Source organism: Clostridium sp. CM74B_53, assembly GCF_036318045.1.
Classification (GTDB): Bacteria; Bacillota; Clostridia; order Lachnospirales; family Lachnospiraceae; genus Pilosibacter.
The window spans coordinates 23,525-49,689 of record NZ_JAWQDE010000010.1 but is presented as its reverse complement, the minus strand read 5'-3'; the positions used below and the strand labels follow the sequence as shown (position 1 = coordinate 49,689).

General features: G+C 51.1%; 16 protein-coding genes. 1 reads left to right on the top strand and 15 read right to left on the bottom strand.

The genetic code is table 11. The features are described 5' to 3' along the window. Nucleotides 1-71 precede the first annotated feature (71 nt). Nucleotides 72-428, top strand: coding sequence for an arsenate reductase family protein (locus V2546_RS09885; protein ID WP_118298251.1), 357 nt, complete (start codon nucleotides 72-74; stop codon nucleotides 426-428). On the opposite strand, the gene V2546_RS09880 is transcribed toward V2546_RS09885, so the two are convergent. The 15 genes from V2546_RS09880 to V2546_RS09810 all read right to left on the bottom strand — a co-directional run bounded on the left by V2546_RS09880 (nucleotide 420) and on the right by V2546_RS09810 (nucleotide 25,963). Then, nucleotides 420-1,484 (bottom strand): hypothetical protein, encoded by a 1,065-nt coding sequence (locus V2546_RS09880; protein ID WP_142410788.1) that lies wholly within the window; start codon nucleotides 1,482-1,484, stop codon nucleotides 420-422. The genes V2546_RS09885 and V2546_RS09880 overlap by 9 nt on opposite strands. Next, nucleotides 1,462-11,556 carry a SpaA isopeptide-forming pilin-related protein gene (locus V2546_RS09875; protein ID WP_329752218.1) on the bottom strand — a complete coding sequence of 3,365 codons (10,095 nt, stop codon included), beginning with the start codon at nucleotides 11,554-11,556 and terminating at the stop codon, nucleotides 1,462-1,464. Before V2546_RS09875 ends, V2546_RS09880 begins: the two co-directional genes overlap by 23 nt. 15 nt (nucleotides 11,557-11,571) lie before the next feature. Next, entirely contained in the window at nucleotides 11,572-15,267 is a 3,696-nt protein-coding gene (locus V2546_RS09870; protein ID WP_329752217.1) for a peptidase A26, read from the bottom strand. Between the two features lie 12 nt (nucleotides 15,268-15,279). Next, nucleotides 15,280-16,344 (bottom strand): DUF6273 domain-containing protein, encoded by a 1,065-nt coding sequence (locus V2546_RS09865; RefSeq protein ID WP_215701995.1) that lies wholly within the window; start codon nucleotides 16,342-16,344, stop codon nucleotides 15,280-15,282. A 421-nt stretch (nucleotides 16,345-16,765) separates the two neighbouring features. After that, nucleotides 16,766-17,998 (bottom strand): GspE/PulE family protein, encoded by a 1,233-nt coding sequence (locus tag V2546_RS09860; RefSeq protein ID WP_329752216.1) that lies wholly within the window; start codon nucleotides 17,996-17,998, stop codon nucleotides 16,766-16,768. 90 nt (nucleotides 17,999-18,088) lie between these two features. Further along, on the bottom strand, nucleotides 18,089-18,475 hold the full coding sequence (locus V2546_RS09855; protein WP_329752215.1) for a type II secretion system protein: 387 nt from the start codon (nucleotides 18,473-18,475) through the stop codon (nucleotides 18,089-18,091). After that, a complete protein-coding gene (locus tag V2546_RS09850; RefSeq protein WP_118298258.1) occupies nucleotides 18,465-18,818 on the bottom strand; it encodes a type II secretion system protein in 354 nt (117 codons plus the stop codon). The genes V2546_RS09855 and V2546_RS09850 overlap by 11 nt, the downstream gene beginning before the upstream one ends. Continuing rightward, nucleotides 18,815-19,282 (bottom strand): type II secretion system protein, encoded by a 468-nt coding sequence (locus V2546_RS09845; protein WP_329752213.1) that lies wholly within the window; start codon nucleotides 19,280-19,282, stop codon nucleotides 18,815-18,817. The genes V2546_RS09850 and V2546_RS09845 overlap by 4 nt, the downstream gene beginning before the upstream one ends. Nucleotides 19,283-19,296: 14 nt before the next feature. Next, nucleotides 19,297-20,340, bottom strand: a complete 1,044-nt coding sequence (locus V2546_RS09840; protein ID WP_329752211.1) for a type II secretion system F family protein — start codon at nucleotides 20,338-20,340, stop codon at nucleotides 19,297-19,299. Nucleotides 20,341-20,372: 32 nt separating this feature from the next. After that, nucleotides 20,373-20,843, bottom strand: coding sequence for a prepilin peptidase (locus tag V2546_RS09835; RefSeq protein WP_182426825.1), 471 nt, complete (start codon nucleotides 20,841-20,843; stop codon nucleotides 20,373-20,375). Between the two features lie 164 nt (nucleotides 20,844-21,007). Next, nucleotides 21,008-21,646, bottom strand: a complete 639-nt coding sequence (locus V2546_RS09830) for an ABC transporter ATP-binding protein (RefSeq protein WP_118651121.1) — start codon at nucleotides 21,644-21,646, stop codon at nucleotides 21,008-21,010. Continuing rightward, nucleotides 21,643-22,482, bottom strand: a complete 840-nt coding sequence (locus V2546_RS09825; RefSeq protein WP_329752209.1) for an ABC transporter ATP-binding protein — start codon at nucleotides 22,480-22,482, stop codon at nucleotides 21,643-21,645. Before V2546_RS09825 ends, V2546_RS09830 begins: the two co-directional genes overlap by 4 nt. A 12-nt stretch (nucleotides 22,483-22,494) precedes the next feature. Continuing rightward, nucleotides 22,495-23,316, bottom strand: a complete 822-nt coding sequence (locus tag V2546_RS09820; RefSeq protein ID WP_118605443.1) for an ABC transporter permease — start codon at nucleotides 23,314-23,316, stop codon at nucleotides 22,495-22,497. Then, the gene (locus V2546_RS09815) at nucleotides 23,313-24,311 is read right to left on the bottom strand and encodes an ABC transporter permease (RefSeq protein ID WP_118298265.1); all 999 of its coding nucleotides are present in this window, start codon (nucleotides 24,309-24,311) and stop codon (nucleotides 23,313-23,315) included. The genes V2546_RS09820 and V2546_RS09815 overlap by 4 nt, the downstream gene beginning before the upstream one ends. Continuing rightward, entirely contained in the window at nucleotides 24,302-25,963 is a 1,662-nt protein-coding gene (locus tag V2546_RS09810; protein WP_329752208.1) for an ABC transporter substrate-binding protein, read from the bottom strand. The genes V2546_RS09815 and V2546_RS09810 overlap by 10 nt, the downstream gene beginning before the upstream one ends. Between the last annotated feature and the right edge of the window lie 202 nt (nucleotides 25,964-26,165).

Genomic DNA, 26,165 nt, shown 5'->3' with positions numbered 1-26,165 from the left:
AACATCTTCTCCTTTTCATTGTATTCTCCGGAAAAATCCATTATACTAAGCACATGGAGGTGTTTTTCACTATGAATATTCTTTTTCTCGAATATCCGCCGTGTTCCACCTGTCAAAAGGCAAAGCGCTGGCTCGATGAGCACCAGGTATCTTATACCAGCCGCCATATCAAGGAAAATAATCCCAGTGTGGCAGAACTGACAGAATGGTACAAAATGAGCGGACTTCCGTTAAAAAAATTCTTTAACACCAGCGGACTTCTCTATAAATCCATGGGACTGAAAGATAAACTCCCGACTATGAGCGAGGAAGAACAGATTGCCCTTCTGGCAACTGACGGCATGCTCGTAAAACGTCCGTTAGTGATCGGTGACTCCTTTGTTCTCACCGGTTTTAAGGAAAAAGACTGGCAGGAAAAGCTAGGGTGACTGACGCCCTGGCTTTTTTCCGCTTTTCACAAACAGCCAGATTCCCGCTGCCAGTAAAAGTACACTTACAAAACTCACCGTTATCGTCGTGATATGGCTCTCCAGCCATTCAATGATCCGCTCTGCGAGACTTGCCTGTACAGTTTCTTCGGAAGTATCCGGGATCGTTTCCGGCTGGCTCATGATCTCCGGCTCTGGTTCGATCCCTGTCTCATCTTCCGTTTCCGGGAGAACTTCCTCATAAATTCCAATATACTGCTTTCCTTCCAGATCCGGTGTCCGGATCTGACCGCCGTACTTCGCTTTTACGTTTCGGACCAGTTTGCTTCCAACTGCGGCTGCGTTTCTGCATATCACCTCCCCATCTTCATAAGGTTCGCCGTCCCACTCCACGCGGTCTACCCGGTAATACTCCCGGGACAGTCCGGCGAGATCCAGAAGTTTTTCTCCGTAGTCAGCAAGATCCGCATTCCCGGGGATCTCCATATCTCCCAGATAAAATGAGTCTGCTCCATACCCGGAAACCGTGACCGAAAAAGAAAAGGTATCTGACCATTCTCTCGATATTTCTTCCACATCCACAAGAGAAAGCTCCCGCTCAAACTCTGTGCCGGACTCCTCATCGATCAGGGGAACATCCGCTGTCTCCGGCACTGTATCATCTCCTTCCAGATCATATGGGATTGTCACCTGGGCATACGTCATTTCTCCTGTTTTCTTTGCGTTTCGGATTCGCGTTGATACCAGACGGTATTCTTTTTCGCCCTCGGTCCTTGTCTCTTCCGGTAGAAATTCCTCTCCCCCACCCGTAAATATGGGGCTTTCATACGTCAGAGTCTCTTTTTCTTCTCTTTTTTTCTCCGCAGGCGATGTCTCTTCTCCGGACAGAGTTTCTTCCACCTGCAGCTTTCTTTCCTCTGACGGCAATTTTTCCGCGAATGCAGGCATGAAAAAAGATACACATAAGAGAACTGCCTCCATTCCTAAAAATCCGAATATTTTTCTGACCGGAAGCCGGATTTTCCGGCTTCCATCATTTTTCATCCTCATGTTCATTGTTCCTTTCTTCTCTCTCCTTTTTTATGTGAAGATACCAGAGTCCAAGGAATCCGACAAACAGACCGGTTACTGCAAGCTCTGGTCTTCCCGCATCTCCCGTTTCCGGGGTTCTGAGATCTGTCCTGCCTTTTTGGTGGACGTGCCCCTTTCCGCTGCCTGAAAATTCCCGTTCATAGCGTACCGTGATCGTCCCATATGTTTTTTTCCGTTCCGGTTCCGGTTCTGTCTCAGGCTCTGTCCACTCCGCTTCCACCGGTTTCTTTGGCTTCTCACCAGGAACAGATGGCGTCGGACGTTCCGGCTCCGTTGGTGTTTCCGGCGTCTCCGGCATTTCCGGTTCCGTCGGTGTTTCCGGAAAAGTCGGGATATCGGGTTCTGTCGGCTGTTCCGGCTCCGTCGGTGTTTCCGGTTCCTCCGGCGGCTTTCTTCGATCCGTCATCTCGATCTTCACGAAATTTCCGTTCTCCGGCACTGTAAAGGAAATGGATTCCGCGAGCTCGTACCCGTCAGGAGCGGATATTTCTGTCAGAATATAGTTCTCACCTGCCGTCAGCTTTCCTTCTACAAGATGCGGAGTCTTCCCGGATATCCAGGAATCAACAAGCCTTCCATCAGAAGTTTTTAACTCCAGGGAAGCTCCTGGAAGTTCTTCCCCTGTCGTGAGATCCAGTTTACTGAATCCGGCTCTTGTCGTTTTATTTTCGACAGAAAGTTCATACAGCTGGATCAGATCCTCTTTTTCCCTGTCAAACACGACCGAAAAGGTTTCTTCACAGCGTCCGTATCCCGGAGGCGGCATGAGCTCCCGAACTGTATATTCATACATGATCCAGGCTCCATGATCCAGATATCCGATTGAAAGTTCCGGCGATAACGCGATCCCATCTTCACCAGTCGCAAACACAGTTTTCTCCCCTGTCTGTACACAGACAGCTTCAAACCAGGCACCGGAAAGCCGCAGATCTTTATCATCCGCATCCGTCTTCCTGATCCTGATGCGCCCAAATGCTGCCCGTTCCTCCGGTTTCCGTTTATTTTCCACTTCATAACGGATAACGGTTCCGGACTGATCCACTGTGATCAGCATCGGATCTGCTCCCTGATATCCATCCGGAACCTTACTCTCCAGAAGCACATATTTTCCTTCCGGAAGCCGGTCGATCCGGTGCAGACCGCCTCTTGTATCGTAGCTGGTCACTTCCGGGAAGCTGCCGGAAAATCCGGAACGGTAACGGAACTGATACTCAAATGCCGGTGACGGCTGACCATTCTGCGTTAATTTTTCCGGATTTCCATTTGCGGATACAGAAACCTGCATTCTGCTTCCATCCGATAGCTCCCAGAGCTGCAGGATGATCCCCTGATCCTCTGTTTCTTTATTCTCCAGAAGTCTGGCCTCTCCAGAGATCACTCGTCCCGTGATTTCTTTTCTCCATGAAAACTGTTCAAATCCATTTCCATACTCGCCAAACATCTTTTCATACGCCTCCGGGACCGCCGGAAGGTACTCTGACAGGTCATCTGCCTTCCAACTGTCTGCAATCCGGTCTTTCCGGTACCCATAAGTACCGTTCTCCATCTTCACCTCCCCGTTTTCATCAAGATCCGCTTCACAGAGAACAAATTCGGGAGACGCCGGCCAGGACAGCGCTTCTTTCTCGCCGGACGTATTTCTCTCAAACTTAAGGATCTCCAGTTTTGTATGGTCATCCTTCAGGACAAAGCTCTGCAGCTCTTTTGTCTCTTCCACTGTGATCTCCATCGAAGCAGGAAGATAACCAGGCGGAGTCTCCAGCTCCTCCAGGATATAGTTTCCCACCGGAATTCCCTCAAAATACTTTGGTTTTCCATCCGTAATCCACAGCGCCGTCACCGGAACTTTGTGATTGTCCAACGGGTCTTCTGAGCTCCACACAGCAGGCGTCTCTTCTGCCTTCACAAGATAGTATCCTTTGGGGTATTTCTCATGATCCGCAGAATTCACACGCTTCGCTTTAAAGAGCGCAAGTTTTGCTCCTTTGACAAACTTCTGACCGTATGATCCGCGGATCTCCGTCCCGTTTTCTTTATTCTGGCTGTCCGTCCCGTTTTCGATATTCTGAACATAGCTTTCTGTCCCGTCTGTCTTTGCAATCTCCACCTTCGTCTTCTCATCTGACAGGACGACTCTCTGGATTTCTTTTGTCTCATTCACCTCCACTGCTGCCGGAAGCGCACGCACATACCCATCCGGCGCCTCCAGTTCCTCAAGAATGTAGCTTCCCGGGATCACACGTCTTAAAAGATCCGGCTGTCCATCCGTCTCCTCATCCGTGCTGCCGTCCTGGATCGTTTTCTCACCGCTGACCCATACATTCGGAATGATCCATACCTCTCCCTTTCTGTGTTTTAAAGGTACATCATCCGCCTCATCCTCCGGATCCCCTACATCAAGAAGATCCTCTCTCCTGTTCAAGTGGTATGCCGCACGGTTCTCCATTTCCAGAAGATCTTCATACCGGTATGTCACATAATCCCCATCCCGGTCATAGACCGATTCTCCTTTCTTGTACACGGCGCCGCTTTCCGGATAATATTTTACCAGTCCAAACTCATCGAGAACTGGTTCCATCTTTTTTTCGAAACGGCCTGTTTTCGGGTTCCATGTCCCAGTAATATAGGCATTCTCAGTTTCTTCTGCGATTTCTGCTGGTCTTCCGGTCAATATTTTCCGTCTTCCGATCAGATTCCCCGATGAATCCGTCTCTTTTACCACCGGCCACACGTAAAAGACCGGTCGTTCCCTCCCATACCTTCCAATCTCCATCTTCCTCACATATGCCAGTCCCGTATAGGGATCTGTTTCCGCGTCCCTGCACAGGAATGAGTCAAGATGAAACAGCGTAGTCTCCGGATCCATCGAGGTAAACGCCTTCGACTTCCGATCATATACAAGTTTTGAGAAATCGCCTCCAGATACTTCAAATACAGGTTTTCCATTTTTCAGCGCGTAGATCGATCTCGTATCAAAGGTGATCTTCTGCCGCCGCCCTTCCCGGTCATAGCCGTAAAGAGTTCCATCTTTTCCTTTCGTTATCACATCAAGATTCCCGAGATCGTAGAGCAGGACCGGGGTATCCGGTCTCTTCACGGTCCTGAGTTTCCAGATTCCTTCGCCCCGGGTATCATTTTCCGATCCTGGTTCACGAGAGAATTCCTGTTTTTCTCCTGCATATCCCTCCTTTACGACAATATCTGTCACATTTCCGTTTCTGTCCCTTGTGACCTCCACACCTTCAAATGCGTAGTCCTCGGAATCTCCGGTCGTTTCTACCCGGATCGCGTCATAAAGCGCAAGTTTCGCTCCGGTTACATATGGGTTCTCATGATCTGCCGTTTCAAGCCTTTTTGTCACATAGCCGTATCCCTGAAAGACACCGTTCTCATAAACGAGCTCCACCCTCTCTCCGGCATGTTTCCGCTCTTCCAGTATCTCCAGTGTCCCTTTCTTCCAGCCAAATCCCTGGTATATCCCTGCATGATCATAGGCAAGGTCGAGATTCTCCAGTCCATACTGTGCGCGAAGTTCAGAGATCGTACCTTCCACACGGCCTGATACCTTCATTCCACGAGTTGTATCTATTGTCTTTGTTTTTGAAACTTCCAGAATTGTTGCGGTATTTTCCGCGTAGATTCTGGCTGTATCCGTGACATTCTTCGGATGGATCCCCTTCGGATCCTGCTCATATCCATAAACGGATGCTGCCGTTTTCTCTTCCGTCCAGCCACCGGAATACAGGATCCTGTCACTGTAGATTTCCACCGCCACAGGTCCTGAACGTACATATCCAGACGGCGCCTTTATCTCTGCCAGCACATAGACTCCTGCCGGAAGAGGATTTGGCGTTTTCGCGTAACCTGCTGCCTGAAGAATCCCCTTTTCCGCAATATCCCGGATTGTTGGGATCGCCAGGAGCGTTCCCGTCTGCAGTCCATCTCTGTCCGTAAAGCTTACAAGATCTTCCTCATGACAAACCGGCGTTCCCGCAGGAACCGTTCCGTAAAAGAGTTCTCCGGCTCCAGGCGCTTTCCGCGCAAACGGCCGGATCTCCTTCGCTCCCATCGCTTCCAGAAAATATCTGCTTCCCAGGATCATCGTATCAGCCGTGTAACACGTTACAGCTCCATCACCATTCTCTGCCTCATTTCTCTCTGCACGGTAGATCCCGAATACTGCGTCATCGTAAAGGATCGGTTCCCCTGTTTCCGCATCAAGCTTTTCAATTCTCACATCAGCATAATATTTCCGGTCCAGAAATGATTTTTCTCCATATCCTGTCCAGCTCTTGTCATCTTTCTGCTCATTCGGATCTACAATGCTCCATGGAACCAGCATCGGCGCATATTCTCCGTTACGAGCTGTTTTTACCCCTGTCATCGTCTCCTTTCCATCTGTTTTCGCTCCGTATTCGCTGTCTGACCGATAGTGATAATATCGCCCCACCTTCCCGTTTCCATAAGGTTCATAATGGCCGGTCTTTGCTTTTTCTGAGAGGCCATATGGATAAACTTCAAAATCCCCGTCATTGCTGTGGGCACTGATCACATACTCCCGCAGCTCCTGCTGCTGATTTTTGTCCCACTCCTCATTGAAGCGGATCAGGTACTTTTTCGCAAGATCCCATGGGGAATACGCTCTCTTATAAATATAGTTTTCTCTCTGATCATCCCCGGACTGTCCTGCTGCCTCCGGAAGGAAGATCTCCTTCGGCGCATCAATCTCATAATGCCTGTTCTTAAAGTCCAGTAATTCAGGTACATATGGCTGTTCCTCTGCGATCACATACTCTCCGTATGGGAGATATTCAGAAACTGCCGCAGCTGCCTCTTCCTTTGTCTCCCCATTTTTCTTTTGAACGGTCAGAGTTGTCTGATCTCCGTCAGAACCACCGTCCTCCTCGCTGTCCCATGCGATCGCGTAGATCTTTCCAAGATCATATCGGAAAAATGGCTGCAGATACTCCTCCGCCTTTTGGATCGCAAGAAAAAAGGCATGGTCGTACTGCTCATCCGGATATTTGCTCTCCTTATACTGCAGATTTTCCATCTCCTCTTTCAGATACCAGTCGATGGCGAACTGCCGGACCGCATCCGAGCGCTTTGTGTTTTCTTTCGCATATTCTGAAGTATTGATCTCATTTTTCTTTCCGCTGATAAGGCTGGACGCAAATGGTTTAAATGACGTATTCCACAGTTTTCCCTTTCTCTTCCAGCGATCTGTATCCGCCGTTCGGATAGCCGCGAAGAACTTTTCATAGTTATACTCGTGAATCGTTCCTTCTCCCTGGTCAGAATCTTTCCTCTGCGCCACCGTCTCCAGTACCTGTCGGATTTCCTTTCTCGTATAGATCTTCTGCACCAGCTCTGGAAAATGTTCCCGGTATTCTTCGATCTGCACCGGATTTCCGTTTTTATCTGCCCAGGAAATCTCTCCGTCTTTTGTACAGAAAATTCGTTCCAGATTGGACTTCAGGTAGATCTTAAAGCGGAAATTCCCGATATTTTCTCCGTCGTCCGTCTTTTTTTCCACGCGTATTTTCTGTTTCACAGGCCGCTCAAGAACAATTGCCGGTGTCAGTCCCGTATCCCCGTCCTCGCTGATCTTATCCTGCCCGCGATAGATCAGCCGCTTTGCGATAATATAGGTATCGGAAAGATCCCGGTTCTTCGAAACAGACGCTGCAAGAGCTGCACCCGAAAACCTTACAAGGTATTCCGCATAGCCGATCCGGTCTCCCGCCCGATATCCCCGGACATTCGCATTTCCAAGCATCCGGATCTCTTTTTCCGTCAGAACATGGCTTTTTTCCGGAAGTTTTGCAGTAAAGTTTAAAGTAAGACTCGTCTTTTTATCATTGAATTCTTTTCCAAAAGAATCCTTCCCCGCGGTCTTTATATGGATCCTGTATACACCGTTTTTTTCCTCTCTCACCACATCCGGAAGTTCCACGTCTTTTTCCACGACTTCTTTTTCTGTCGTGATCTCGATCTTATCTTCCGTCTTTGTAAGTGGAACGCGGTATCCATGTGCCGGATCTCCAGACAGGTAATCGATCACGTCTTCCCCTTTTTTATGGTAAACCATGACCTGATGCATGATCTCCGTCAGTTTTCCATCCGTTCCCGGCATCATGACCGGGGTCAGTGTCGCGTCAAGATAATATCTTCTGCCTCTGCCGTTCCCGAGCATGTACTGTCTGTCCACCTGAAACCGATACTTTCCACTGTTTTTATATTCCTGGTAGACCCAGCGAAGATTTACCGGATCCTCGTATACGGCATACACGCAGTCCACCGTTTTCCTTCCATTTTCCGTTTTCGATGTGAAAAATCTTCGATTCCCGATCGAGGATGCCCCGGCGTACAGGGTGATCTGATAGTGGTCTCCTTCTCTTCTGATCATGTCGATCCCACCAAAATTCCACTGGGGATGTTCCTGATACCAGGTGAAAATATTCTGCATGAGATCCAGGATACTGTCATTCTTTTTGCATGTGACAGAGATTTCCTGTACTGCTGCCCCATATACTGTTTTTTTCGCTGTTTCTCCTGGTTCCGTCGTCATACCCCAGACATCTGTCTGACCTTTTTTCACTCCCCGTTTGTAAATCGGTGCAGTTTCCATAGAACGGATCCCTCCTGCAGTAACCGGGACATCATATCCGTTCTTTCCGAGGATTTCCTCCGTCTGCGCTTTCAAAAAGAGAAACGCGTCTGCTGTTTCGTCTGAAAGATCACATTCCTCCAGTTTTGCCTGAAAACGTTCATCGTCCTCATCGACAGACAGATTTTCAAGGCGCATCGGTATTTTCTCCGGGATCTGCTCCACCTTTAAAATCTGCGGTTCCATTCGGATCACTGGTTCCTGCCCGGTGATCTTTCCCGCTGCGTTACGTTCCGGCTGATAGAGAAGGTCACTGGAATCGCTTTCCGCCTGCTTCCATATCGTTCTTCCTGCCGCATCTTTCACGATCACGGTCTCTGTTCCCGTCACATGAGGTCCTGTGACCAGCTCTTCTCCTGTATCGACACGATAAAACTTTGTCCCTTCCGGGAAGCCGCAGGCGAGGATCTCATATCCTCCATCTCCGTTTTCCCCGGCAGTTCCCGAGGAACTCACCGTAAATGCAAGTTCATCGTATCCTTTTCCGCTTCCATCATCGCCTTCCATCGCAGCCGCAAGCTCCGGCATCGTAACCACCGCAGTTCCATTGGCATCTGTCACAGAATCCGGCACATCATATCCGCTTCCCCGGTTTGTAATCTGCTGCTCCATTCCATTTACAGAAAGTTCATATCCCTCGCTTCTTGAGAGCTCCTTTATATAATATTTTCCAAGGATCAGCGGGCGTCCGATCCAGCAGTTTCCGTTCTTTTCTCTATTCTTCTGATAAAGATTTTCCGGTCCGTTCCAGGAAATATCATTTCTTTTGCTGATCTTCCCTTCCCCGTAATCGTATTCCATCCCCGGTTTTACGGTATAACACAGGAAATCTGCATTTCCGTCCTGATCTGTCGATGCCGCAGCCACAAGATCATTCTTCCTGTAGACGATCCCTGTATTTGTCAGGGTCCCGTTTCCCGCTATTTCTGCGTCCGGATGGATAATGTCTTCCGCCGCGAAAAGACCGTAAACAGCCCCCTGAAGTGTTCCGTCCCCTTCTGTATCCCCGTAGGATGAATACTTATCAGATTCTCCCCGGAAAAGGTCCAGATCTTTTTTTGTAATATGGATCCGTCCTTCCGTCCGGTGGTTATAGACATGCCATGCATCCCCACAGTTTTCCGCTCCGTTACAATGCGAATATTTTCCGGGATCCCCGGTATTCAGATGCCGGATCCCATCTTCCTCTGCATCTGCCAGGATATCCGCAAAATCTCCAACACCTTCAAACTCACCCCAACCGTCTGATCCTCCATTTTCCTCTTCCTCATCCTGATCTTTTCCCCGGAACAAGTCATAAAGCATCCGGAAAATACTTTTCTTTTCTGCATTGGACTCCGTCGCCCTGACAGCCGCAGCTTCTGAGTCGGAAGCAGTTCTCCTCAGAACATTTCCCATCGTGCTTTTCACCATCGGTATTTTTCTTTCTGAAACACTGTTCTCACCCATACTTCCATTTCCCGAATACCAGATGTTTTCCGCGATCTCGCGGCTGCTTCCGGACACCTTCTCCGCATTCGCTCCTGCCTCGGAAGAATCCGTCATGATCATCTCCACCGGAATATCATCCTGATGCAGATCATGGAGTATATACCCACTTCTCGCCTGGATTTCTTTCCAGGTATAAGTAAAACGCAGTCCGATAAATTTCCGGTAAGTCTCTTCACAATCTGCTTTACAGCCGGATCCTTCAAATGCATCCTGAGATGCGGCACGGTTCTTTCGCATCATCCCGGCGCCTTCCCGGCTTCTTCCGTCTGCTTCTCCGCTCTCCAATACCTCCTTCACTTCGTCATAGACACTCTCATCTGCAAGCCAGTGGAAGTGGCATCCGCCGTCCGCCTCTGCCTCGCAGGCCTCTGCTAACTCCAGCCACTGTTTTGCCGCCGCCCGGTTATTGTCCCGCGTCTGTTCTGCCGCCTCCTCATAGGCATCGCTTTTCCCATCACCTTTTCCCTGTTCTTCAGGCATATTTGCCCAGGATGGAGCGGCATGTCCGTCGCAATATGTCTTTTCATAGGCATACTTTCTGGTATCGCGATAAGTAATTTCACCCTTTTCATTCGTGGTTCCTTCAGAAAACACCTGGAAGTCTCTCCATGGACGAAAACTTAAATTTTTTTCCGCAAGTTTTCCCTCTCCATCCGCCTTTGAGATCTTATCCTGATCCTCAAATCTTTCATACAGATAGAACTGGCTTCCCTTTAACGGCATTCCCGTCTCATCATCATGTTTTACGAGTCTGACATTATAATCCGCCGAAAAAGTCTCTTTATGGCGATAGATCTGAAATTCCAGTGTCGGCGTCTCTGCTCCGTATTCCTGCCTTTCGTCTTTTTCTCCTCCGTCCTGGCTGATCACAAGATAAAATACCATATCCGACGGAATGATCCTCATATCCGCTTTGTAGAGTCTCTGGTGTTCCGGTGCATTGATACAGACCTTAAAATCCATCCATTCCCGGAGATATTCCGGATTCCAGCTGCCTTCCGTGTACCAGCCGGAATTACCTCGCATCGTGATCTTATAACGAACCGTAGTCTTATTATATTTTTCTTCATCCGTCATACTGCTGCCAACCGCATTTTCATTTGCAGTCGCCGAGCCGTTATTATGGATGCGGATCGCGTCTCCGCTCCAGGTCACCTCATACAGATTTGTACCCATCACAGATTTTGCAATATTTTTATCCTGGGAGGCATCCAGCCAGCCCACATTTCCCCCGGTCGATCCATTGTCCCAGACACTCTGAGGTTCGATCTTCGCAATATCGCGGATAAACTCCTTTCCGAGCACAAATTCTGTATCCAGTGCCCCCGGTCCGTCGGAAAAAGGCAGTACCTGGAATGGCACTGCCGTATCTTCTGAAGTCGCTCCCCGGATCGCGTCCGGTGCTTCTTTCCCCGCCGCCAGTCCGACCGATGACGCCTGCTCCATTGCAGCGATCGCGCGATCTTCGATTTCCGGATTGTCAGCCACCCAGGCAAATTTTGTTCCGGCATCGTCTTTCACATATTTTACGATATTGGCACTCGATGTTGTGGAGGCAATTTCCGCATAGAGGCCCGGATCAAATTTTTTTGCCGCGTCCTTTAACGCTGACCAGTTATCCGGATACGCCCAGAATAGCCGTTTCGCCTGCGTCTCCGTAAGGGAAGACGGCATCGTATCAAATTTATACATGTCATACCGGTCGACTTTTTTCCATCCTTTTCCTCCATCGAGGCAGTAGAACGGTGCCGTCGATTTCTGCGGCCATATATCCGATGCCTCGGACGGGAACGGGAGTGGAATCCCCACTCCCGTGATCGTCATGATAACCGCCAGAAAACCAGCTATCCATCGCCTTCTTTTCTTCTTTTCCATCCTGATCCCCCGTCATTATTTCTTTCCAAATGTCTGCACAACCCCGTGAACACACCATGCACCTGTATCATCCACGGTATATCCGTCCGGTGTCATACAGCCCGCCAGCATATGTCCGTTTTTCTGGTCCATATAGTAACATTTTCCGTCGATCCAGTTCCATCCCTTTGTCATTCGTCCCGTCGGTCCAAGGTAATACCATTTTTCTCCCTCTTTCAGCCATCCGGTCTGCATTTTTCCCTGGTTTCCGTCGCTCGTCTTCCGGAGGTAATACCAGCTGCCATCCTTTTCGTCGAGAAACCAGCCGGTCTGCATCCTGCCGTCACTTGCGAAATGAAACCAGGAAGTTTTTTCCTGACCTTCTTTTGCGTATGGATTGTAGATCCAGGCCCATTCACCGGCATAAGTTTTTCCGCCGGAAACAAACCGCCAGCTTCCGTCTGCTTCTTTTCTCCATTCACCGGCAATACTTCCTTTCGGCTGTTCTCCTGTATTCTGCAGCTTTTTCAATACACTTCCCGTACTTCCACTGCCAGAAGAATGTCCTCCGGAACTTCCTGACCATGTCCGGTCTACAAGTTTAAACGTCAATTTTACCGGGATCTTTTTTTCAATAGTTCCTGCCTTCACCGTGATCTCATCCGTGGTTTCCGCCGTATACGGGTATTTCTTCATCGCCTCCGTGATCCAGGATGCGCCTGTATCTGCCGATATCACTCCGTTTTCCGCTTTCACAGCTCCGGATCGAGATCTCCATTCAAGTACAAAATTTCCGTCTCCATTCCCTTTGAGCGCCGCTTCGGGAACAAGTTCTGCCGTGATCTTCTGAGCATCCGAGCCCTCCCAGCTAAGTACCGGGTTGTATCTTGATCCGCTTTTCGTAAGTGTCAGCGCAAAGGTCAGCGTATCCTGATCCGCCCTGATCTCCTCAGGCATCACCACCGTCTGGTCATCCGTCACAAAGTCCACTTTCACACTGCAGGCTGCCGACTGGATATTTCCAAGCGCATCCTTTGCTGCCATGATCACATCCGTGCTTCGGGTCCCATATCCGGTGCGTTTTTCATAAATATGTTCCGCATGAGCCGCGTCATCTGCTTCCATGAGATCCAGGATCCATCTTGTATCCTTTTTGGCGCTCACCTTCGCGTTCCGGTAATCGCCGTCCGCGATCCCTTCTTCCACAAAACCGGCATCCATCTGGATGATCGCATGATCACCGACTGTCCAATTGATATCTTTTTTGTCAAAATAATCCGGTGCAAAGGTCCCCGAAAGGATCTGCGGTGCTGATACTGTGAGTGTCTCCTGCGGATTTTTCCGGTCACCGGTCAGTTTTCTGGTGACTGTAAAATTTAAAGCCGTCTTATTGAGAGATGCTCCTTCCGCCGCGACCTTCGTCCGGTCTTTGATCTGGAAGGTTACCGGGATCCTGCAGTTTGCCGTCACAGACTTCTCCTCGAAACTGGATACAGGTCTCGTTTTTGCCGTCAGGACAGCAAGTCCACCCTGAATTCCGTTTCCGTAAATCGTATCCTCGATCGGATACCGGTACTGTTTCTTTGCCTGCTCTGCCTCAGCCTTCCCGACGATGTCCTTAAAAAATCCGGCATTCAGATTCAGCTCGATCGAAGCGCTCTTTTTCGTATATCCGGACTCATCCTCATCATCATTTTTCTTTAAAAGGATCAGTTCATCATCGTCCACGCTCCATCTCACCGCCTCATCAGCGACATCATTATTCTTATCGACTACCGCCCGGATCTTCACATCCTGGACCTTTGTCCCTGCTTCCGGCTTTCCGTTCAGATATCTCGCCAAAAGTTTTCCCGCGCTGTCCCGCACTTCCGTTGTGATCGACGGGTTCATCCGGTCGCCGGTGCGCTCCTCTGTGACCCTGAAAGCAAATTCCTGAGGCTCCACCCGCACGCCTGCAGCCACCTTCTTATAGACAGCAGATACTTCCGTGTCATGCTCCGGCATCACAAACTGGTAGGAACCGCCTGTCTGATAGCTCGTCTTCCTTCTTCGCCCCAGAGAGTCCGTATAAGTCGGCACACCGTCCATCTGGAATTTTTCCGTCTCCGTATTCCTGGGCGCTGTGAGGACTGTCACCGTGTCCCCGGCCACCACTGCACCCCGGTAAGCTTTATGAAATTCTTTACTGTACGCGGACGGACCTTTTGCTGTGAGAACTGCGACATCGTAGAAATTCTCTGAATTTGCCGCCGTATCCACCTGGAGAACCGAAAGCAGATATCCCCGCACTGGCCGTCCCACGGAATTTGGTGCGAAATGGTCCGGAGTATACAGGCCCTGTCTCGCCGCATCCTCCGTATCCACGACATGGAGGACTCCGTTTTCGAGTTCCTCGTAGAAATAGAGCTCATCCTCTTTCTTTACATTCTGTCCCTGGACTAATGTGTAGAAATTATCGCCCTTGTTCCAGAAGCCGATATGGGCATCATATGAAAACCGGTTATCATCCGAAACTCCGGAACCACAGACTCCGGCCGCGATCTTTTCCTCCGTGTCTGCGAACAGATACGCTGCGTCCGCGCCAGCCTCCGCACCATAGCGGAAATGGAACCCAGTATCGTGCGTTCCGATGAAGGTTCCCTCCCGCGCCGCACTTCCGAGTCCGGAGGACGCGATCGTTCCCTCAAATCTCGCCACTTTGATCTTTCCGGAGGCATATTTTCCGGTAATTCCGCCGATAGACTGGGCACCGCTTCCGCCGATGGTCCCCATCACATGCGAATTAAAGATATCTGCAGAATTCTGAAAGCCCGCAATTCCGCCAACATAACCACCGCCCTGGATCCTGGCGCTCAGGCTGTCCCCGGTATTCACTTCACAATCCGCGATCAGTGACTCGGAGGCCCGCCCGGCAATTCCGCCAATGAAGATCTCCTTTCCGCTTCCCGCGTCGATCGCCACATGGTCGGAAACACAGTTTTCCACCACAGAATCTTCCAGAACATCCGCGGTCACTCCGCCAACGGTGCCGGTAGTCCTCAGTGTCCCATTTACCGTCACATTCCGGATCACCGAATGCTTTGCCCGGCCCGCAAGAATTCCTCCATTTTCCTTCACTGTGATCACATGTCCCGGCTTTACTTTAAGATCCGTGATCTCCGCATTCTCCACCATTCCGAACAGTCCTCCAAAATCCCAGGACGGCTGGTACATGCGAAAATTCGAGACAGTCTTCCCATTTCCGTCAAAATGACCTTCAAACGGACTCACTTTTCCCGCCCGCATATCCGCACCGGTTCGGTAAAAACCGATCGGGATCCAGTTCATGCCGCCGAGATCGATATTTTTCCCCAGTTCAAACCAGGCACCTCTATAATTACCCGGGTACGTTCCCTCCCCGCTTCCAATTTCCATTCCCATGGACGCGAGAACCGCAAGTCCGATCAGATGCTCTTTTGTCGTGAGCTGGTAAGGTTTTTCTTTGCTTCCGTCTCCGGATCTTCCACTCAGGAAGCTCATATCACCTACATCCGCACCCCAGATCTCATCGTCCGCCGCGAATACAGCGATCTTCCCGGACGCATCCGACGCAGTCGCGATTTTCCCCTCCGCCGTCTCCACGCTTCTTAAAACTGCCATTCCCTTTACCGGTGTTCCGAGCGCCATGCAGACTCCTAATCCCGCTAACATCATCCGGCTCTTTCTTCCTCTGTTTTTTCTGCTCTTTTTCATATTTTCTCCCCTCTATGCCTGCGGCAGACAGAACGCCGGACAGATTCCGATCCCGCTATCCGACACATCCGCCTGTCTGAGGCATCCGTTTTCCAGATCTACAACATATTCCCTGTTTCCGTATACAAAATTTCCATACTCGTCTGTCTCATAAGCTGGTGTGCGGAGCCAGAATCCCCTGCTGTAAGAACTTCCCTTTCCTTCCGGGTTCCAGATCTCCTCCCGGTACCGGTACGCCTCCTCAAGAGACAGCAGAAAGAAGCGGTCCCGGCATTCCTGATACGAAAGCCGGCAGCTCCGAAGCCCATCCATCCGGGTCTGCGCAAAATCTCCGGTTTCCGTCCTTCCTGTAAATGCGGTTACTGTTCCCGTGTATACAAAGTCCGCATCCGGAACCGTATTCTCCTCCTGTTCTCCCAGCCACTTTCTTACCCGGGATTTCTTATAATTATTATTCTCCCCGAACGAAAGCAGGACCCGTTCCTCATATGTGCTCTCCACGTCAGACCGGATCACACACTCCGCCAGAAACAGCGCGCGTTTTCCGTAGTTTCCGCTTCCATCCTGATAATCATCATCAATGCAGCGGAATCTGCAGACTTTTCCCGCGACATTCCGCAGGATCACATCGCCGATCTTCCAGGACGCCCGGTCTTTTTCATCCCCGAACTGATCTCCTGTTCCGGGCACTTTCTCTTCTCCGGGATCCGGCGCCCGCCCCCGCCACTCAAAACCGATCCGGCAGTCCGAAAACAGCTCACCGTTCACGCTTCTCGTTCCAAGATCTGTCTTTGAAATATTGATCACATCCGGAAACATCTGCGCGATCACCAGCGTATCAAATGCACTTTCTCTTCCTGTTACCGTGATCTCCTGTCTTCCTTCCCGGTCTGCAGCAGACACGGATTCCATAAAGAATCTTCTGCCTGCTTCCCGGTCCTGCAGGATCACCTGCTCCGCTGCCGAGATCTCTATCGGTCTCTCCGCCGCATAGGGGACAAGTTCCCCGCTGCAGCCTGCGAGTGCGCCAAAAGAACCTGCAGCAGCAAGCCACTTTACCATTTTCCTTCGATTCATTTTTCCTCCTGGATATTCCGGCTAAAGCCGCCGGCGGCTTTTCGATGAAGCAGACACCATCTGCTTCCGGAGATTTTTAAGACTTTAAAAAGATCTGTCATGATTTGACTGGAATGTCCCGGACGGTTCATTCCTCTGTTTGTCCATAACTATATCACAGGACCTTTCCGGAATCCATATCGGATCCGTAAAACCATGCCCCTGTTATTTGGTCAGTTTCACGAAAATATTTTTCTATTTTCGTCATTTTTGCCAATCCGTTTTCATAAAAATCCCTGCAAAGTCAGTGTTTACAGGCATTTGATAATGTAAAAAAGAGTGTGCACCATTGGCACGGAGTGCCTTTGGATTTCACCGGAAGTTCCTTTTAAGAAAAAACGGGACACGCCGCGCGCATCCCGTTTTCTTCTCCATATTGTATTTACCGAACTTCCACCGTCCGCAGGAACTCCTCCATCGGGATCACACCGTCACACACCAGATCTGCCAGCTCTTCCCGCATGGTCCGCATTCCCTGTGTCTTCACTATATATTCCTCGATCTCCCATGCAGGCCGGTTCTCCGCTGTCATCCGCTTTAATTCCCGGTCCATCACAAAGATCTCATGGACCGCAGTTCTCCCTTTGTATCCTGTATTCAGGCAGTGTTCACATCCGCGCCCGCGTTTTGCACTTTTCACCGTTCTTCCAAGCAAACGCTGTTCCTCCTCCGTGAGTTCCACCGCCTCCGCGCAGTGCGGACACACCTTTCTCACCAGTCTCTGTGCCGCCATGCCGCACAGACTGTCCGCCGTGAGGTATGGCTCCACGCCCATATCCGCCATTCTTGTGATCCCGCCCACTGCACTTTTCGTGTGCAGAGTCGAGAGCACCAGATGACCGGTGATCGCCGCGCGGACACTGATCTTCGCAGTCTCCGGATCTCTCGTCTCGCCGACCATGATGATATCAGGATCCTGTCTCAAAACCGCGCGGAGTCCCGATTCAAAGGTAAGTCCCGCCTGTTCATTCACCTGGATCTGGCTGATCCCCGGAAGATATCGCTCCACGGGATCCTCGATCGTCACGATATTTACCGGCTGTCTCAACAGATATTCCAGGAGCAGGTACAATGTCGTGGTCTTTCCGCATCCTGTCGGTCCGGTAAGATACAGGATCCCGCCCGGACTCCTCAGGATCTGTATCATCTTCTTATAATTTTCTTCATTCATGCCAAATGTCCCGCAATGATCGATCTCCGTCTTTCTGTCCAGAAATCTCAGCACCATCTTTTCCCCGAAGATCGTCGGGATCACGCTCGTTCTCATATCCAGCCGGATCCCTTTGATCGTCTCCCGGAAATGTCCGTCCTGCGGAACTCTCTTTTTTGCGATATCCATCCCGCTGATGACCTTCGCTCTCGTCACGAGCGGCTGGTACATGGATTTGTCAAACTCCCGGACCATCGTCATCATTCCATCGATCCTCATCCGGATCACAAACCGGTCCTCCCACGGTTCCATGTGAATATCGCTGGCATTTTTCCGGTATCCGAAGATCAGAAGTTCTTCCAGGATCTTCACCGCCGATTCTGTCTCTCTTCCAACCCGTTCCGTTTTTTCCGCGCTCTCTTCCCTGTTTCCATTTCTTCCGTCTCCACCTAATGCAAGCAGCATTTTCACTTCCCCCTATCTCAAAATTTCACTGTCTGGACTGCGGTACCGCCACCGCATAAAAACCAATTCTTTGTCATCGGCATCCCTTATTTAAGGCTGCTGTCCGGGGCTCCCACAAAAAATATTTCCAGATCTCTCATAAAGGACCCGTGCCCCCTCAGACACCGTGATCCTGATAAATACGCGGGATTCACTCGAATCCTCCACTGAAATTTCCGGCACGAGATCATCCTCACAAAACGTATCCAGTGAAAGCTCGTCCAGCTCCCCGACCCGGATCGCACCTGTCTGCAATCCGTCCGTCACATGCCGGAAAACGGCATCACCGATCATTTCCGCATGTTCCTGATCCCCTGTCCGCTCCAGAACGCGAACCATCATCCGCCTCATCGGAAAAATAAGAAGCATCAGCATTCCAAACAGCAGGATCGCCGTCATGACTTCCACCAGGGTAAAACCGCCTCTTTTATTCTCCATCTGCAAAAATCTCCTCCATGACCGCCTGATCCGCCCAAAAACCGGTTACCGGACGATCACTGTCTTTCACCGTCTCTTCCACATAGGATCCGGATTCCACAAACTCCTCCCCGCCGATCTCCAGATGGATCTCTGCGGCTGCTGCATATTCCGCATCTCCTGTCAGGCGTTCCACTTCTGTGCCTGCTGCGGAAAGTTCCCGGCTCTTTTCGATCACGCGGGAATACCCTGAAATACAGGAAACGACAGCCTTTGACGCCAGCATCAGAATAAAGAACGCTGTCAATATCTCCACGAGCGTCATTCCGCTGTGATCTGAAAGTATTTTCTTTCTCTTTTTCATGGCGCGTTCTCCTCCTTCCGATCCGCTGTGGATGGTGTATACACGGATAGGCGTTCCCGCCCGAGAACGATCGATGCACTTTCTGTCTGCTCCCGCACCGTACACTCCGCATGCAGCACCAGTTCAGAGCCATCCTCTCGCCAGAAAGATGTCACGACAGTCCTGATCTTTTCTGACTCTCCATTCTCCGTATCCGCCCAGACCACGCCCTCGGTCACCGGAAGACCGTGTCTGGAGACAAGTTTTTCGATCACCTCCGATGACTCTTCTTTCAGGATCTTCCCTGCCAGCACCTGCACGACCGATTCCGCAGCCAGTCTCGCCTCCATTTTCGCGATATTCCGCTCTGCCCGCACATATCTTCTCGATGCTGAAGAAAACAGTAAAGTCCCAAAGACCATGACGATCATGACTGTGATCAGAACTTCTGCCATAACAAAGCCTTCATGTCCGTTCTTTTTCAATCGGTTTCCTCCTCTCAACTGCCAATACTCCCATACATGTTCCACATCGGTTCCATGATCCCAAGGATCAGAAGACCGGTGAGTGAGCCGATGACCAGGATCATCGCCGGTTCCAGGAGATTCATCAGTTTCGTGAGTGCCAGATCCGCCTCATGTTCATAATTTTCCGCCAGCCTTTTTAACATATCTTCCAGGCATCCCGCTTCCTCACCGGTGACGATCACCGCCGCCAGTTTCTTATCGAAACTGCCGCTCGCCCGGATTGCCTCGCTGAGCAGCATTCCGTTTTTCACGTCTTCCATGATCAACCGGAGTTTCCCATCCAGATAGCGGTTTCCGATGGTCCCGATTGTATACATTAAACAGGATGGGATCGGCAGTCCGCTGGAATAGAGACTCGACATATTTTCACAGAATCTCGCCGTGCAGATCGTTCTCACCTGTCTTCCCAGGACCGGCAGTGCACACAACATCCTGTCGTACAAAAGCCTGACCACAGGTCTCGTGATCAGAAATTTCCAGACCGTGAAAAGGATCAGTGCTGCTGCCGGAAGAAAATATCGGTATCGATACAGAAAATGGCTGATCTCCATCAGTGTTCTCGTAAGAAGCGGAAGCTTCACACCTTTAAGGAGTGGTTCCAGCGTCGGAAGGATCGCTAGAAAGACAAACAGGACCAGGAATATCATCATAAAGATAAGGATCTTCGGGTACAGCATAGCACTGCGGATCTTTCCTTCCGTGCGATGTTCTTTTTCATAATGCTCCGAGAGCTTCATAGTCGTTTTCCCGAGATGACCTCCGATCTCCGCCGACCGGATCATCTGGACTGCCAGCTCCGGAAATGCCCCTGTCTCCTCCATGGCATCCCCGATCGCCATTCCATCGGTCATCCGCTGCTTGAAAAGCCGGCATGCCCGGGAAAATCTCTGATCTGTTTCATCCGTTTCCATGATCTCAAGTGCCCCGGCAACCGGAAGTCCCGAGCTTACCAGGACCGAAAACTGTCGGAAAAAATCAGCTAATCCTGCCGTCCCAAGTTTCTTTTGCTTTTTCATGACATATCCCACCTTTTATTACTCTGGATCCCCTACCATGTTCCCCAGAAGAACAGGGAGACGATCTGATCCTCAAAAAGTCTTGCGGCAAATAGTCCCATACAGAGCGCCGGAGCAAACGGGATCCTCGCCCGCTCTCCGAATCTCACCTTTCCAAGTGCCAGCAGGACCACTGACTGAAGTCCTCCAAGAAAAAGTCCCGTGATCGTCCCGATCAGGCATGTTTTCCATCCGAGACAGAATCCTGCGGCTGCCAGCAGCCTGATATCACCGCCACCAAATGCCCCGTCCACAAAAAGATTTGCAAGGTACATGGGAAGTGCTGTGCAGAAGATCCCGATGAGCCGGGCAGTAAATGGAATTTCCGGCTCCGTAAATACCGAAAGTCCCGCCAGGATCATCAGCGGAACCAGCACCCGGTCCGGTATCATCATCGTGCGGATATCGGTCCATGCAATCTGGATCAGGACCACCGCAAGGCACAGATCCATACAAAATCTCATCTTTTCCTCCATCGTTTGTAAAAATATTCTTTGAAATTTTCTGTCAAAAAGCAAAACGGCGCAGTTGTCCACTGCACCGCATCAAAAAACCATATTTTTATGTCCCCATTTTACGGAATCTCATAAAGCTTGTCAATTCATTGCCCACATATGGGCTATAAATATCACCCGCGAAGATCAGCCTGCGGATACCGCACCACACGGTCACACACCTTCTCAAGGAGCTCCGGCGAGTGGCTGACCGCGATCATTCCCATCTCCCGCCGTTTCAGTTCCTTCAAAACGAAATCCCAGATCTGTCCCTGCGTGATCAGATCCAGCATTGTCGTCATCTCATCCGCGATCAGAAGTTTCGTCTTTCGCCCCAATGCTCTCGCGATACAGAACCTCTGAAGCTCCCCGCCGGAAACCTCCACCGGAAACCGTTCTTTCCATTCATCCCGGATCCCGAGGCCTTCCTCGATCCGCGCCCGTTCGCCCGGATCCTCAAACGTCCAGTCCCCTTCCGCAAGAACCGTACTCAGGCGCCTTTTCGGATTCACTGAGAGCTCCGGATGCTGCCAGACCATCTGCACCGGGCAGTAACCGCGGATCTTCAGGATCGGCATTCCATCGACCAGGACTTTCCCCTGATCCGGTCTCTCATACCCGGCAAGGATCTTACAAAGCGTTGTCTTTCCATATCCGCTCGGTGCCATGATCCCCACCTTTTCGCCTGGTTCCACCGAAAGATTTACATGATCCAGGATCTGTCTGCTCCCTTTCCCGTATTTAAAAGAAATGTCGATCGCTTCCAGCTTCATCTTCCGTATTCCTTTCGCATGATCTCCAGGATCTCTCCTGTGTCGCAGAGGTTTTCTCCGTCCTTTTTCCAGTTCTTCGGCATGGATCGGAACAGCGCCTTTGTGTACGGATGTTTCAGGTTCTCCTCATTCTGAAAAGCAGCCGCGTCCGTCTCCTCGATGACTCTGCCTCCATAGAGCACGACGACCCGGTCTGCTGTCAAAAGCGCCAGCTCCAGATCGTGGGTGATGAGAAGAACTCCTGCCCCGTCATCCGCCATCTCCCGGAAATGCCCCATAACGCGCGTTGCCGCCTCCATGTGAAGTCCAGGTGTCGGCTCGTCCGCAATGACGAATTTCGGTGTTTCCATCACCGCTGTGGAGATCAGAACGCGCCGCGTCATGCCGCCGGATAGCTGAAACGGATATTTTTCCCGGATATCCGGGGCCAGGCCATAGCGCTTTAGCACCGACAGACATTTCTCCTTCACGGAATGATCCTTTTTCCCGTTCCGGATCTGATCCCCGATCTTCATGAGCGGATCAAGATATGACACACTCTGGGGCACAAAAACGATCTCATGTCCACGGAGCTTTTTTACCCGTTCCGCCGTCAGCGGTGTTCCAAGAAACCGGATCTCCCCGTCCATCGCGCTGTTGTAGGGCAGGATTCCCATGATCGCATGGGCTAACAGACTCTTGCCGGATCCGCTTGATCCCACGACCGCCACGATCTCGCCCGCACGTACCGAGAGGTCCATCTTCTCCACCGCATGGAGCGTCCGTCTCGAAAAAACGCGATCATACTGTGTAAAGGTGACGGAGAGATCCTTCACTTCCAAAATCGTATCCTTCATCTTCTCCGCCTCCTATTCATGAACACTGCCCGGATCCAGAAGCCTGCACAGCGCCTGACCGATATAATGGAACAGCAGGACCGTTCCCACGAGGAAAAGTCCCGGAAACAGCGCCAGCCACCATTTTCCCATCGCAAGGTACTTCATGCTCTCCGACAGGATCACCCCGATCGCCGGACTTTCCGAGGAAAGCCCAAAGCCCAAAAATGTGATGCTGGCTTCATGAAGGATCGCATGCGGAAACAGGAGGACAAGTCCCGTAATAAACTGCGGGATCAGGTTCGGCGCCATATGGCAGAATGCGATATAAAACTTTCCTTTTCCGAGCTTCTCCGCGATCTTCACATACTGGCTCTGTTTTAGCTGCAGGACCTCCCCGCGGATGAGTCTCGCGAGCGATGCCCAGTGCGTGAACGCGATCCCCCAGACAACACCCCAGAATCCCCGCCCGCAGGCGAAGGAGATCAGGATCAGAAGCAGCATATGTGGAATTCCCATCACGATATCGATGAGCATCTGCACAATGCTGTCCGCCGCTTTTCCGCACACAGCCGCGCAGAGTCCCATAAGAAATGCCGCAGCTGCGCTGACCGCCGCCGTCAGGAGTCCGATCCGGATGCTTAAAGAAAGTCCGGCGATCGTCCGAACAAACATGTCCCGGCCCATCCAGTCTGTTCCGAATGGATACTGGATACAAGGTGCAAGATTTTTTCGCGTAAAATCGGTCTGGATCGCAGCTTCCTTCCAGAAGCTCCCGAGAACCGCAACGAGCACCAAAAGTCCAGCTGCCAGGATCAGCAGTGCGAAGCTTTTTCTTCTGCGATTTTTCATCATCTCTGCTTCGCCCCCTCCCGGATCCTCGGATCGATCACACCGTACAAAATGTTTGCCGCAAGATTTCCCGCGGCGACGATGACCGCCGTCACGACTGTGATCCCTAAAAGTAACGGAACATCACTTCCGAGTCCCGCCGTCACTGCCGCCTGTCCCAGTCCCGGGTAGGAAAATACCTGTTCCACAAGGACAGAGCCGCCGATGATCTCACTCACCGACGAGAACTGAAGTGTCATGGCCGGGAGAAGAATGTTCCGGAGTCCATGACGTCTTAAGATCGCCCAGTCCGACTCTCCCCTTGCTCTTGCAAACAAAACGTAATCACTTTCCATGACCTCGATGAGTTTTTCCCTCGTATGAAGGGCGATGGATGAGATTCCCGTGATGCTTAAAGCCGCAGCCGGAAGAACCGCATGCCGGATCCTGTCCGCAATGGAGATTGCCCCTGCATCCATTCCGATCGGAACGCTGAATCCGATCGGGAACCAGTGAAGCTTCACCGCAAATACCATGAGCAACACCATGGCCACCCAGAACGACGGCGTACTCGCCACAAACAGCGAATATCCCGTCACGATCCGGTCCATGACTCCGCCGCGCTTTTTTCCTGCGAGAACGCCAAGGAAAAAGCCGAGAATGCCAGATAACAGCCATGCCGTAAATAAAAGCCATACGGAGCTTAAGACCTTCTCACCGATGACTTCCGCCACCGGTCTCCGGTACAGAAGCGAGGTTCCCATGTTTCCATGAAGGAAGTCTTTCAGCCAGTTCAGATACCGCTCCACCGGCGGAAGATCCGTTCCCCAGTAGCTTCTGAGTCTTGCGATCTGTTCCGGACTCATGGAGCCGAGCGCGGTCTGACCGACGTTTGTCTGGAGCGGATCTATGGGCGAGGCCGCCAGGAGCCCAAACGCCAGAATACTCACAAGGAGTACCATCAGACACATCCGCGCTGCCTGTCTGCCGATCCACAGACCCGTTCTCTTTATTTCCATGTCCACTGGTCAACGTTGTTTACGATCGACCAGCCATGTCCGTGCGGATGAAGTTTCTGCTCCGCAACCTGCAGTCCGTCCTTCACCCAGTATAAATGATCAATATTCACAAGCCAGATCCACGGAAGATCCCCATCCTGGGTGATCCCTGTCGTCCCGTCCCACTGGGCATCTTTCCAGAGTTCATAGGACTTTTCAAGGTCGCTCTCCGCCAGAGCGGCATCCATGTACTTGTCCACTTTCACATTTGCATACGGGGAATATTCCGCATATTTCTTTCCCGGAGCCGTATGGTAAATGTTGTAGAGCTCCATCGGCGTGTGCGCGCCCCATCCCCACATGAGCGGAGTGGACTGTGCGCGGTCGTAGGCGGTATCCCAGCCGACTCCCTCGGTCGTCACGTTGATCCCGAATGCTTTTAACTGGTTTGCCGTGTCCTCCGCAAGTGCCTGGCGGACAGAATCACCGGTCGGATACATCAGGGTGAACTCGGCGCGGACTCCGTCTTTTGTGAGGATCCCGTCTTCTCCGGCTTCCCAGCCATCCTCTTTCAGGATCGCCTTCGCCATATCCGGATCATAATCCGTCTCCGCCGCCGGGTTATACCACGGCATCTGGTCGCAGACGCTGTATGCCACTGTCCCGTACCCGTTTAATACGTGGTCGATCATCTCTTCCCGATTGATCGCAAGGTTGATCGCGCGGCGCACACTTACATCACTTGTAAAATCGTTTCCAAGCGCCACGCCGTTCTCATCGGTCTCCCCCGCCGGGATCACCGGAAGGTTGAAGCCGCGGTTATCGACCGTCTTGCAGTCAAAAAGGGAAAATCCATCGACCGTCTGGTCAGAGTATGCCGCCGATGTGTAAGCAAGATCCACCTGTCCGGAAAGAGCCGCCGCATACGCTGCGTCCTCATCCATAAATAAGACCGTCACGGTCTTCATTTTCGGCGCATCCCCATAATAATCCGGGTTTGCCTCAAAGATCACCTGCTGCCCTTTGTCCCACTGTTTCATGATATAGCGGCCGGAACCGATCGGGTTCGTTCCATAGTCCGGACCATAAGCGTGTTCCGGGACAATCCCCGTGATCGCCATCGTGTACGGCCAGATCGAATACGGACGGTTCATATCAAACTCGACCGTGGTATCATCCAGCGCTCTCGCCTCTTTTAACATCGTAAAGTCATTGACCGAGCTGTTGTCCCGCAGTGTATTGTAAGTGAATGCCACGTCCTCCGCCGTGAGTTTCTCCCCATCGGTAAACTTTACGTCATCGCGGATCGTCACGGTCCATGTCATCCCGTCATCACTGACATTCATATCTGTCGCCAGGTCATAACCGATCGTCATATCTGCCTTTGTGACGATCAGCGTGCTCTGGATCAGCGGCTCATGGACATGTTCTCCAGCTCCCCAGCCGTAAGCCGGATCAAATCCTGCCTCCGGCTCGGAGGACGGTCCCATGACAACGATGACGGAGTCTTTCCCGTTTTCTGCTGCCGCGCCTGTGTTCTCCGCAGCAGCGGAGGAGCCGGATGCGGAGCTTTCCGCTGTCCCCGCGTCCTTTCCGGAACAGCCGGCCATGGAACATACCATGGCGGCTGCCGTCAGAGCTGCCAGTATTGTTTTTATTGTTCGTTTTTTCATGAATTTATCCCCTTTTCTGTCCTGAAACCATGTGCAATGACACACTTTTACTCCAGACACGAGTGCAAAAAAATACCAGAAAGAAGCATACATTCTGTATGCGTCAACCTTCCTGGTATTGTTTTATCGACTCTTTTTACGATCTGTATGTCATCTCGCTCTGATGACGTACAGATACGAATATTTTTATCGTGTTCTGTTT